Raw genomic sequence first — 12,685 nt, forward strand, 5'->3', positions numbered from 1 at the left:
TATGTCCTTAGTCTTTTCCAAAGTTCATGGACAGGGCTCCCGCATATCAGGAACGGTCAGTGATCGGCATGGTAATCCCATTGCCGGCGTGACGGTAAAAGAGAAGGGTGGACGGAGTACCGCCGCAACGGATGAAAAGGGTCTGTATGAAATTAAGACCGAAAGCAATGCCAAATACCTGGTGTTTTCTTTTGTGGGGTTTCGACCAAAGGAACATGTTATTGCAAAAGGGGAAACAAAAGTAAATGTAATCTTGGACGATGACGCCGCCGATCTGGATGAGGTGGTGGTTGTCGGATACCAAGATATTCAACGTCGGAAGATGACTGGCGCGGTATCGTCGGTGAAAGGGCGAGAATTTGAAAATACACCTTACGCTACTTTTGACGCGATGTTACAGGGACGTGTAGCAGGTTTAACGGTTTTGAGTACATCGGGAGAACCGGGGACAAATAACATTGTGAATATTCGTGGATCGAGTAACCTGGGGCTGGCGGATAATCAGTTGCAATCGCCTCTTTATGTGATTGATGGGATTATATATGATGTCAGTGATATTCGGGCGGCATATGGTGATGCCAGTCCTTTGCAAGCAATCAATCCCAATGACATTGAATCGGTCGATATTTTAAAAGATGCATCGGCGGCCTCCATTTATGGAGCGCGTGCAGCTAATGGGGTTATTATCGTTAAAACCAAAAGACCCGCTTTTGGGGTTCCGGAAGTTCGCGTAGCCGCTTATACCGGGATATCAAGTCGACCTGCGATGAAGCCAATAACTGTAGGCGCGGCAGAACGCCGCATGAAAATGAACCTTCTATATAATGGCGGGAATTATGATTGGTTTTATGATGGACAGGTTCATCAAATGTTGACCGATAGTTTGAATGCAGCTTACAATCACGCGACGGATTGGCAAGGTCTTTTTCTACAATCTGCCCCGATTACCAATGTTAATGTGAGCATAGGTCAAAATATGGAGAAGTTTCTATACCGTATTTCGGCTCAACACTATTATGAAGAAGGGGTAATGATGGGCTATGAAAATAAAAGCATCACCCCTCGGATTATGCTCCAGGTAAATCCGATGGAAAATTTGCAGTTTGAAACGAATATTTTCTCCGGTATTACAAAAGCTAAGCATGGTTCTGGCGACGGTAGTAAGTATCCATTTTCAACCTGGGGTTTTCCTTCTTCTTTCTGGCAAATTACAGATCTCGAACGTCAGGTATATACAGGACGTTACGACGGGCTCCTGGATGATGATAGAAGTACCAGTATCAATGGAAACGTGGCGGGTACTGTAAAGAAAATTTTTATTCCAGAGCTAACATTTAGATCTCAATTTTCTTTTAACCTGAACAATAACACCCGGGATCTTTACCGACCAAAACTATTAACGGGTTCACAGAATATTGCTGAGAATTGGGTCAACCAAAACCGCCGTTGGGAATGGGAGAGTTATTTTAACTACAATAAGATCATTAATTCGGCACACACCTTAAGTGGTGTTTTGGGATACGGGATGGAGAAGAATGTAGCAAACTCGAACTATCTATGGGGTAGAAATAATAATAGCGAAGCTGTTAAAACGGTTACGGGTATTGGTGCTGGACCCAATTTATCGGGCTATTCTAATATCGCTGAACGTTCCCGAATATCTGTATTTGGTCGTGTCGGTTATGACTATAAGGATCGGTATTTAGTTTCGGCAAGTTACCGGATGGATGCTTCTTCTCGTTACAGCAGCGATAACCGATGGGGAATCTTTCCATCAATCTCTGCTGGATGGGCTATCTCGGAAGAGAATTTCTTCAAAAAAGAGAGCTTGGTATCGTACTTAAAGTTACGTGGTAGCTATGGTTTAACCGGTCGAGATCCAGGGTCTGAATATGCGCATTATACGATGCTGGGATATAGTGGCGCCTATTATGGTTCTGTATTGGATAACGGTATGGGCGGTAATCAATTTACCTACAATGGCGCTAATGTTGTTTATCCAAATTATGGCAGTACGGCTACCTCAGCGACTATTAAATGGGAGCGTTCGCCGCAACTTAACGTAGGGGTAGATTTGAATATGCTGAAAGATCGGATTGCTATCAATCTCGAGTACTATGTGCGTGATTCCAAGGATTTAGTATATGGCTTGCAAATGCCTGCAACCTCAGGATACTCCACCATTTCGACCAACTTTATCAGTGTTCGTAATACGGGGGCTGAGCTAACCATTAACTCCCGGAATATGTCTCCTAAATCCGAATTTCAGTGGAATACCAATTTCAATATTTCATACAATAGAAACTATGTCACCAAACTTCCGAATGGCGGACAGGAGATCAAGGTCGGTCCACCATGGATGGAGCGTGCTCTAAACGTGGGGCAACCTCTTTATCCGTTTAAAGTATGGGAGGTGGACGGCGTCTATGCAACCACGGATGACGTTCCCGTTAATCCGTTGACCGGCGCCCGCATTAGGCATGGTTCAGGCTCAGGCACGCAATACCAGGCCGGTGATCCAAGACGATTGGATATGAACGGTGATTTCATAATCGATGATAATGATAAAATCGATATGGGAGACCCGAATCCAGATTTTATAGGCGGGATGACGCATACATTTTCGTATAAAAATTGGTCTATCTCGGCACTGACTACTTTTATCTTCGGTCGTACATTATGGAATGGATACCTATCCGATAAGTTACAAGATGCGGGGTCTGCGACCTTGTACAATACGTGGGGACCAAATTCAGCGATTGCTGGAGACTTTGAGATGGCTGACTTTTGGATGAAGCCTGGGGATCAAAGTAAGTTTCCAAGTTTGTTCCGTAATACGGTCGACAACTGGCATATTGCCAATAGCACGTTTGTTGAAAATGCAAGTTTTATCCGTCTGAAGAATGTGCGTATCGGCTATAATGTACCACAACAGTTTTCAAAGAAACTTGGTATTCGGTCGTTGCGCCTGTATGGCGTATTGGATAACATTGCCATTATATCGTGGTCTACCGTGCCGGATCCAGAAGCTGTGGAAGCTAATGGATATTCTACAGGTAACGGATACCCAATCCCTAAGAAATGGACTTTTGGTTTAGATATTTCACTGTAAAAAAAGAAAGTCATGAAAAATAATAGACTACTTATACTGTTTTTTAGCTTGTTCATCGTAGTGACATCCTGCAAGGACTTTTTAGATCTTGAGCCTAAGAGTGCTGCTACAGATGAGAATTTTTGGAAAACACAGGACGATGCAAATGCTGCGGTAGCGGGCATGTATGCACTCTTACGTTCCGCACTTAATGGTGCCAACGGTATCGCACATTATGCGTACGGCGATTTACCATCCGATGAAATTGCGTCTTCAAATACCGCTCCATATAACGATGTGGTCGCGATGAACTGGAGTCTGTTTGTTGCAGCATCCAATACCAGTCATCAACTGTATCAGTTGCGCCGTTACGATTTGTTTTATCGGGTTATCGACCAAGCGAACCGCGTGATTGAGCATGTGCAAAAAATGGACGTCAACCTTTTTACCAATACACGTACACGTGACCATTTAATAGGAGAAGCGTACTATATGCGTGCTTTTTCGTATTTCTATTTGGGACGTATTTGGGGGGGCGTGCCTATCATCACCGAGGCCGTTCAGCCTATTTATGCTGAAAATAAACCAGCAGCAACAGCGGTAGAGGTTTTGGCGCAAAGCCTGCAAGATTTGGAGGTTGCAAAAAAATTACTAGGCTGGCGCAATATTGTAACGGCAGACTTTGCTTTACGGGCTAATAAAGGCGCTGCTTTTGCCTTAGAAGCACATGCTAATGCTTGGTTAGGGAACTATGAAAAAACAGCAGCGGCGGCTGACTCCGTTATTAAAAGTGGCTTGTATTCGTATGTCTCGCGCGATAGTATTCCGTACCGGACCATCTTTCAAGGGAAGTCCGCTGAAGGGATATTTGAGATATCACAAAGTGCCGCGAACGAAGGTACCAGCATTGGAATCGGTGATTACACGCTTGCTTCTTCGAAATACCACCGTACACTAACGGTACCGCGCTTAACGACGACCAAAATTCGAATTGATAGTTTGTTTAAGGAAAGAGTAGACAAGCGACGGAAATATTCACAGGATACAACAATAAGCACCAGTTATGTGATTTGCAACAAGTATGCGAATCTCACCTATCCGGAAGAGGGGAATAATGCTGTCCCTGTGTTCAAGAATAATATTATCATTTTCCGCTATTCCGATATTAAGCTTCTTCGCGCCGAGGCTCTGGCGGCGTTAGGCAGAACCAGTGACGCGAAAAATCAGCTGAATGAGGTTCGTCTTTTAGCTGGTCTGGGGGAGTGGGATGGTAAAGGCGAGCTGTTAAAGGCTGTTTTTGATGAACGTGCCCGGGAGCTATTTCTCGAAGGACACCGCTTTTACGATATGATTCGTCTGTATAAAGCCGCCGGTATTTATGAATTTTCAAACACCCGGATGACGCAGCAGCAGTTTGCCCTCGGCAAGTATTATTGGCCATTTGATCCCAGTATGTTAAATCAGAATCCGTTTTTACGGCAGACTTCATATTGGGCTACCGTAGGTTTTTAAATGAAAGGAGACTATAATATGAAACGAATATATATCGCTATAGTAGCAATTTTAGTAGCCAGTTTTTCGGCCTGCAAGAAAGATGCATATCTCACCGATGATGGTTTGCACCAGGCTGAGGTCAATATGTCTACGTATGATTATCTGGCCTCGCATCCCAAACATATGTTTGATACGCTACTTCAAGTCATCGATCACTTTGGGTTGAAAGATGAGATTAATAATGCGAAGACCTTTTGGGTACCATCGGACTATTCGATTTCGCGCGCTTTTAAAATGAAGAAAGCTTTGTTTTTGGAAGATGATGAAAATGGTACCTATACGTTTGCAGATTTTCTTACTGCAACTAGTGTAGATTCTGTTCGCGCTTACTTTTATGGGGATGGTCAACATAGCCTGACGAGTGCTAACACGACTTATACGACCATGAACAATAATACGCCTGTTACAGGTTTTGCGTTCAATAAACAGAAGCAACCGCAGGGGCAATGGTCGTACCAGGATGTGTATTACCTGTATTATATCAAAGTGCGTGGAGAACCGGATCAAACAGCACCGGATGGAAGTGTTCGTGTGGATAGGAACGATCAGGCCGATGTCCGGGTATTATGTCAAACGACGGGAATTAAAACGGCTTCAGGAACTGTTTTGAATGTACTGAGCAATCAACATGTTTTTATCAGTGATTTTAATGAAACAGGAGATAATGGACCGTTTATCGAAGATCTACCGAATGGCATTCGTTTTACCTATAGCGTTGCTTTTAAGGCCGCAAGTGCATATACGGGTGGCTCTGTTGTTGCCTCCAGCGCATGGATCGCCGATGCTTTTGGATTGGAGGCCGATGATATTCCAGGACTGATGGGTAGTTCTATTGTATTCTATGCGATTGAGCCGGGTGATATTCTGAATGGAAATTCTACAGCAAATGCTCCAGGTCATTGGTTTGACGCGAATGGAAATGTCGTCACATGGGGAACCACGGCGCGCTTATTCTCTGAGTATAATGCATCAACTTTTACATTTAATATAGGCCAGTATCCAGATCGATCTGCCATGGGAGATACGTACACCATTAAGCAGGCCTTGGTATATACCAACCGAAGTAATGAAAAGATTCGTGCAGAGTTTGTTTTTAATATCAAGATCAATTAATCAGCTTCGTTATGAAACAGAAACACGTATGGTACTTATGCATCGCTTTTTTTGCGATGTATCAAGGATGTAAACCAGATCAAATAGGATTTTTGAACGATAATCTGCGTTATGGCGTATCAACGCTTCAGGTCGTACAAGGAACGGCTACGAGTACGAATCCGATTATCGCGAACGGTAGTTCCACACCAATGACCGTAGAATTAGTGGAGATCAGGAATAGAGCTACAGGAGCCGTTGTTCCAGATTTTCTGGTACCGCAGGAGTTTAATGTATACCTTGGACAGGTGGGGGAAGATGTAACCACCTTAGAGCAACTCTCGCAACGTATTGGTAAGAAAACAGCACCCGCAATTTCCATTAATGGGCTAGGTGGCGCTGCGGTGATTTCTCCTGCGACAGAAGGTATTCCTGCAGGCCTTTATACGGTGGATCTTAAGGCGACCAATATCGCGGGATCAAAACTGTATAAAGAGGCACTGGATATAAATCTTATCAAGATGAAACCGGATTCGGTTTTTGCGGCCAGTGCGACAACGACAGCAGTGGGTTCTGAATCTAATGCTGTAAACCTAAGGAATCAGGATTTTACAGTTTCGATCGAGCATAAAGAATCAGCCGAAAACAAAATTATATATATGTGGCTCGATAAGGATGGGAAACCATTTAATCCCAAAAAGGGAGAGATTATGCGACGGGCTACATTACCGAGTTTTGCAGATTGGTCCCCATTTTATGCTGCGGAGATGACCGATACTGCCATTGTACACCCATACCCTTATTATAAAGGGATCGTCTATCCAGTAAAGACGGTAACGCGTGTCGGGACGACGAACTATACCGACTTTGCATCATACTACCGTGTGGTGGCAGACTATACGGATCTGGGACGTAACATCAATACCGCTACGACAGCACGATTCTATAAACCCGGGACACATATAGTTCGTTTTAAATTAAAAACAGTTAAGCATACCGGTCCAAAGATTACGACCATCACCAAAGATGTCGTTCTTCCGGAAGGAGCGGGGTACGCGGCCACGCGAGTCGCTATGGATCGTGCAATGGTCGAACAAGCTTTGGGTATGTCATCCGCTGAAATTGCCAGCCGCCTTGGAACAAGTATCACCTTCTATGCCATTCAGGCAGATGGTTCACGGGATTCCAGAAGTACAGCCGCAGCTCCGGGGCAATGGTTGGATAAAGATGGTAATACGATATCCTGGGGCGACGGTGCACGTTTGTTCTCCGAGTTTAAAATGGCTGATATGGCTTTTGATATTGGCCAATTCCCAGATCGTAATTTTGCGGGAGATAAGTTTGTCATCAGGCAGTCCTTACTGTATGATTCAGGGTCGGGAATAGTGGAAGTTGTATTTGTGTTCAATGTTCGTGTTCAATAACTCGGATTTAAAATCAGAAAAGCGATGATTTCAAAACAAAAAATGAGCCTTGTCCGCCGGCTATGCCTGCTGCTACTGTTGGCTCCTACATTTATTCTTTCGTGCAGCAAGTCGACTGCTGTTCCTGTAGAAGAGCAGAATAATCCTGCCTTGCAGATTTATGTTCCTAATGAGTTTCAAAATATGGATCTCCATAGTGCGGCAAGTACCTGGTCGTACACCCGAAGCAAACAATCGGAACACTTTATCGTATTCTGGGGGAAAGAATACGGCACGACTGATCCTGGAGCCGCAAGTGTAGCAACGGAGTATCGGGTTGATATAGACGATTTACTCGCCAAGGCAGAACAGTTTTATGCGTTAAATATCAATACATTGGGCTTCGCTGAACGCGGTGTTGGTAAGTCGAATTTGGATACGTATAAAATGATGATTTTCTTACATCATACTACCGATTGGATGGCCTATGGGGGCGGTTACGACGATGTTATCGGTGCCTTGTGGATCAGTCCGAGTACCTGTAAGCCTGTTGGGGCAACTATTGCGCATGAAATAGGGCATAGCTTTCAGTATCAGGTACGCTGCGACCTTGGTGGGAGACATGGCTTTCGCTATGGTTTTGGCGGCAACGGTGGGAATGGCTTTTGGGAGCAGACCGCACAGTGGCAAGCCCACCAAAGCTACCCCTTAGAGAACTTCAACTCACATCATTTTTCGGTGTATACACAAAATTATCACCGTCATCAAATACACGAGTTGTATCGGTATGCCAACTACTTTATTCATCATTATTGGGCCGATCGGCACGGGATTGATATTATAGGCCGTATTTGGCGGGGGGCACTGGAACCAGAAGATCCAATTCAGGCATACAAGCGGATTACAGGCATAAATGATAGCCAGTTCAACGATCAGATGTACGATGCTGCGAGTAAGTTTGCGAGCTGGGATATTAATAGCTTGCGGGATTTGGGACAAAATTTCATAGGTAAACATACGTATAAGTTTGATGTACTTAATGATGGACGTTTACAGGTAACGAACGATAAAGCTCCAGGTACCACCGGTTATAATGTTGTACCGTTGGAAGTACCAGCGGCGGGTACCGAGGTTACCATAAATTTTGAGGGATTTGTTAATGAACCGGGATTTAATGCTGTTGATAACGCGGCAAGGGCCGGATGGCGTTATGGTTTTGTCGCTTTACTCAGTAATGGAAATCGGGTCTATGGTACCATGCACAATGCAAAAGTAGGGCAAGCAAAGTTCACCGTACCATCAGGCACAAGTCGTCTTTGGTTTGTTGTTACTGGGGCTCCGACAAGCTACAAAGCGCATGCTTGGGATGATAATGAAAGTAACGATGAACAATGGCCGTATCGCATCGCGGTACAACAAACCAATGTGGTGGGGTATCTTACTTTCGACGCAGATGATGAACCATCTGATATCGTAGTGACGCAAGATGTTTCCTTTCCGCTGGATGCTACAAATTATACAGGAACCAAAATAAGTGTAGACCAAACAGCTTTAGGTAAAGCCTTCCTTTTGCAACCCAGTCAGTTGACATCACTCATTGGGAATAAGGTGAAATTTTATGCCGTTGAGCCTAATGGGACACTAAATGCAACAACGACAGCAAACGGTTATGGACATTGGTTTGGGCAGACAGGCGCTGTTGTGAATTGGGGTGCGAATGCTTTTGTTTTTTCTGAATTCAATGAAAATACATTAGAATTCTCGATTGGTCAATATCCGAATCGACTGACGGTCGGGGAAACTTATACCATTAAACAAGCATTGGTATACGAGCATACACCGAACACCTTTGTAAAAGCTACTTTCGTATTCCGTATTAAGGTTACCTAAGTGTCTTAAACAAAACAAGGCGGAATTAAGAAGTAATTCCGCCTTGTTCGTTTAATAGAGAAGTTATACTATCGCGCGCCAGGCGGGCAGTACATACGTAAAAAGTTCGTATAGGTTTTTGCCAAGTGTTCACTCGTACCTTCCCCCTCATTAATCGAATGGCTTCGGTTCGGGTAGGCCATCATCTGAAAAGGCACACCATGTTTCACCAATTCATTAATATATACTTCCGCATTTTGATAATGTACATTATCATCACCTGTACCGTGGACAAGTAATAAATTACCTTTTACATTTTTTGCATAGGTAATTGCCGAACCACGTAAGAAATCTGCTTCATTCTCTTGTGGTAGCCCCATATAACGTTCCTGATAGATGTTATCGTAAAGTAACTGGTTGGTTACCGGTGCTACGGATATTCCTGTTTGGTAGATCTCCGGATATTGCCCGAGGAGATTGAGTGTTGTTGCGCCACCGCCACTCCAGCCCCACACGGCGACACGACTGGTATCAATATATCCCCATTTAAAGACTTCTAAAGCACCCATCGCTTGGTCACGGATATTTAGTATACCGATATTCCGGTATATGGATTTACGCCATTCACGTCCCCGAGGTGCCGGAGCGCCTCTATTTTCCAATGAAATGTAAACATAACCATCAGCGGCCATATTTCCTTCGTAGAGACGGTTGTATCCGGTGTAAAAATTATTTGTCACGGTTTGTGATGCCGGTTCCCCGTATACGTAAAATACAACGGGGTATTTTTTTGTCGGGTCAAAATTTAACGGCTTTACGACCCAGCCGTCCAGCGTAATTCCGTCCACTGTTGTTACCTGAAAGAATTCCGCACGATGATTATCGTCAGGACTCCGTTGATTGGTGCGTCGCGGCGCTACTAATTGTGTGTGTTCAGGTAAGGATACAACAGCGCCCGATGCCTGGTAATTGATGCTGCTGGTGTTGAATAATGCGAGTTTACCATTGGGTGATATCTTATAGTCGTTTGTACCTTGTAAAGAAGCGGGACTGACACGCTGCGTTTGACCTGTGGCAATGGATACGCGGTATAAAAATTTCTCGGTTGCGCTCTTCGGTGAGGCAGAGAAATAAATATCTTGTTTTTGCGTATCAATAAAGTCAATTTGTATCATATCAAAAGGCTCTTTGGTCACCAGTGATGCTTTTCCTTCCATATCGATGGTATAGATCTGGCGAAATCCGCCTTGTTCCGAAACCCAGATAAATGCCTTTCCGTTATTGATCCAATCCCATCCACTCGGATCGCCGTGATTCCATCGTGCTTTTATATCAATCCATGCAGCATCCGTTTCGGTATAGATGGTTTTGCTTTGTCCGGAAGAAGCCTCACTAACAATGATTTTACTTTCATTCTGTTTGCGTGTTAGCTGTTGTAGAATAATGCCCTTAGAATCAAGTAACCACTCCATCCGCGGAATGTAGTGCTGTACAGGATCGCCAGCAATTTTCGCCTGGCTGTTCTCCCGTTTTTTCAAGTCATAAAACCAAATGGTTGTGCCAGACGGATCGAGCCCCACTTTCGGGTATTCTACAGGAATCGTAAACGAGTAGAGGCTATCCGTATTATTGATCATTAAGAAATTACGCGTATGGCGTGCATCCTGCTTCCAATACGCGATCTTACCGCCATCGGGAGACCAACGGAACCCATCCTTTGTGCCAAATTCTTCCTCATAGGCCCAGTCAAATGTTCCATTGATCATGCGGTCTGTTCCATCGGTTGTAATCTGCTGCGGTTTGTAGGTATCCAATGACTCGATGTAAATATTGTGCTTAGAGACATACGCTACTTTTGAACCGTCCGGTGAAAATTTTGCGAACATTAAAGAAGCCGACGGGAGATTTTTCCCCAGCTGCTTAAGGGATTTATCTTTTTTGTTGTAGATCCAATAATCACCCCGTGTATTTTCGCGCCACACCCGTTTGGTGTTTGCGAATAGCAGTACCAACTCGCCATTTGCTGATACCTCAAAATGTTGTACCGATAAAGGCTTCGTGGCGCCAGGAGGAATCAGCAATGCCGGTGGAATAAAAGCTTCCGGCGTCTTTTTGCCGAGAACGTCAACAGTTTCAATGCCGCGATCTGGAGAAAAGAGGTAGTAACCGTTACCATCAGGTGTCCATTGCTGTTGTGCGGATAGGGATAAGGAGGAAAAGAAAAATACACCGATAACCCACCGCGATATTTTACGGTTTAATGATTTATGCATATGCTTGTTTATAATTTTCAATGTCTTCGACAGATTTGATAAGCTCAGGACCTAGTAAGCGATATCCCTCGGGTGTAATCAAGAAATTATCCTCAATACGGATACCACCGAAATGTCTAAATTCTTTTAGTTTATCGTAATTAATAAATTCAGCGAGCTTGTTTTCGGCTTGCCAGATATCAATTAACTCCGGGATAATATAAATTCCAGGTTCGATGGTCAGAACGTAGCCCGCCTCAAGCTCTTTCCCTAGGCGTAGAGATTTTATGCCAAAAGTTGTCGTGTCTTTCGGGTTTTCATCGGTGTAGCCAACATACTGTTCACCCAAATCTTCCATATCGTGGACATCGAGGCCCATCATATGTCCCAGTCCACATTGAAAGAAAAGACTGTGCGCATGTGCAGCTACGGCATCAGCCACATTGCCGCGCATTAAGCCGATATCTTTTAGCCCCTGTACTAATATCTCAGTGGCATGTAGGTGGATAGATTTAAAACTTACTCCGGGCTGAAGCAAGTTGCGTGAACTTTCAAAGGAATCAAGAACAATTTGATACATATCCCGTTGCAAGGGTGTAAAAGTTGTATCAGCAGGGAAGGTCCGCGTTAAATCACTGGCATAACCCAAGCTTGTTTCTACGCCGGAATCATTCAAGACCATGTCCCCTTTGCCAAAGGTGTTATGGTAGTGGTGGTTATGTAAGATTTCACCATGACGTGTTACAATCGGAGGGTAGGCAAAGGAACAATTATGATCGCCGGCATAGTGTTGCATCGCATTTACAATTTCATATTCCTTGGTTCCAATATTTCCTAGACGCATAGCGAGGAGATGCATTTCTGTCGCAACCTGCAAGGCTTTTTCAATCTCTGTAATCTCTTGCGGTTCCTTTATGGAACGCTGGGCAACCACTGCTTTAATCAGGGACACGGACGGCTTGAGGTTGCTGACAGGTACCTGAAGCAGTTCACTTAACCGAATTTTACTACTGGATTGATATGGCGGTAGAAAATGGATGGTTCGCTTGCTGTCTATCGCCTTTTGTATAAAGGTCGAAAGGGACCCCGAAGGGCTGGTCTGTGCGACACCCGATTTGGCACATTTTGCCTGTAATGTCTCTTGTTGCCCCATCCACACGATATCATCTATACTGAGCTCATCGCCAAAAACAATGGATTTATCTTCATCCAGATCAATGATCGCTGCAATAAAGGGAACGGAAAGTCCAAAGTAATAGAGAAAAGTACTGTCCTGACGGAAAGGATAACAATTATCCTTGAAGTTTATGGGGTTGTCAATATTACCGAGGAATAAGACAATGCCGGAAGAAAGGCGATTTCTCAACGCAGCACGGCGTTGGATATAAGTTTCTTTGGAAAACATGATGTTGTTTATTAATACG

7 protein-coding genes are annotated in these 12,685 nt (G+C 44.1%); 5 read left to right on the top strand and 2 right to left on the bottom strand.

The genetic code is table 11. The annotated features are described in order from the left end of the window. The first annotated feature begins 1 nt into the window (after position 1). The 5 genes from B9Y69_RS01960 to B9Y69_RS01980 are packed head-to-tail and all read left to right on the top strand — an operon-like array spanning position 2 to position 9,030. A complete protein-coding gene (locus B9Y69_RS01960; protein WP_159451789.1) occupies positions 2-3,112 on the top strand; it encodes a SusC/RagA family TonB-linked outer membrane protein in 3,111 nt (1,036 codons plus the stop codon). A 12-nt stretch (positions 3,113-3,124) separates the two neighbouring features. Beyond that, the gene (locus B9Y69_RS01965; protein WP_085471322.1) at positions 3,125-4,603 is read left to right on the top strand and encodes a RagB/SusD family nutrient uptake outer membrane protein; all 1,479 of its coding nucleotides are present in this window, start codon (positions 3,125-3,127) and stop codon (positions 4,601-4,603) included. Between the two features lie 18 nt (positions 4,604-4,621). Then, positions 4,622-5,758: a DUF4859 domain-containing protein gene (locus B9Y69_RS01970; RefSeq protein ID WP_159451790.1), complete on the top strand. Its 1,137-nt coding sequence runs from the start codon at positions 4,622-4,624 to the stop codon at positions 5,756-5,758. An 11-nt stretch (positions 5,759-5,769) separates the two neighbouring features. Further along, on the top strand, positions 5,770-7,161 hold the full coding sequence (locus B9Y69_RS01975) for a DUF4859 domain-containing protein (protein ID WP_085471324.1): 1,392 nt from the start codon (positions 5,770-5,772) through the stop codon (positions 7,159-7,161). Positions 7,162-7,185: 24 nt separating this feature from the next. Further along, the gene (locus tag B9Y69_RS01980) at positions 7,186-9,030 is read left to right on the top strand and encodes a DUF4859 domain-containing protein (protein ID WP_234991053.1); all 1,845 of its coding nucleotides are present in this window, start codon (positions 7,186-7,188) and stop codon (positions 9,028-9,030) included. 68 nt (positions 9,031-9,098) lie between these two features. Here the strand turns inward: B9Y69_RS01980 and B9Y69_RS01985 are convergent, their stop codons facing one another. Next, positions 9,099-11,282, bottom strand: a complete 2,184-nt coding sequence (locus B9Y69_RS01985) for a S9 family peptidase (protein ID WP_085471325.1) — start codon at positions 11,280-11,282, stop codon at positions 9,099-9,101. After that, entirely contained in the window at positions 11,275-12,666 is a 1,392-nt protein-coding gene (locus B9Y69_RS01990) for an aminopeptidase P family protein (protein WP_085471326.1), read from the bottom strand. The genes B9Y69_RS01985 and B9Y69_RS01990 overlap by 8 nt, the downstream gene beginning before the upstream one ends. Between the last annotated feature and the right edge of the window lie 19 nt (positions 12,667-12,685).

Origin of the sequence: Sphingobacterium psychroaquaticum (genome assembly GCF_900177625.1) — a bacterium.
GTDB classification, from domain to species: Bacteria; Bacteroidota; Bacteroidia; order Sphingobacteriales; family Sphingobacteriaceae; genus Sphingobacterium; species Sphingobacterium psychroaquaticum.

Excerpts from the sequence above, each read along its gene's own strand:
- B9Y69_RS01960 (WP_159451789.1), top strand. The coding sequence starts at position 2 with ATGTCCTTAGTCTTTTCCAAAGTTCATGGACAGGGCTCCCGCATATCA.
- B9Y69_RS01965 (WP_085471322.1), top strand. The coding sequence starts at position 3,125 with ATGAAAAATAATAGACTACTTATACTGTTTTTTAGCTTGTTCATCGTA.
- B9Y69_RS01970 (WP_159451790.1), top strand. The coding sequence starts at position 4,622 with ATGAAACGAATATATATCGCTATAGTAGCAATTTTAGTAGCCAGTTTT.
- B9Y69_RS01975 (WP_085471324.1), top strand. The coding sequence starts at position 5,770 with ATGAAACAGAAACACGTATGGTACTTATGCATCGCTTTTTTTGCGATG.
- B9Y69_RS01980 (WP_234991053.1), top strand. The coding sequence starts at position 7,186 with ATGATTTCAAAACAAAAAATGAGCCTTGTCCGCCGGCTATGCCTGCTG.
- B9Y69_RS01985 (WP_085471325.1), bottom strand. The coding sequence starts at position 11,282 with ATGCATAAATCATTAAACCGTAAAATATCGCGGTGGGTTATCGGTGTA.
- B9Y69_RS01990 (WP_085471326.1), bottom strand. The coding sequence starts at position 12,666 with ATGTTTTCCAAAGAAACTTATATCCAACGCCGTGCTGCGTTGAGAAAT.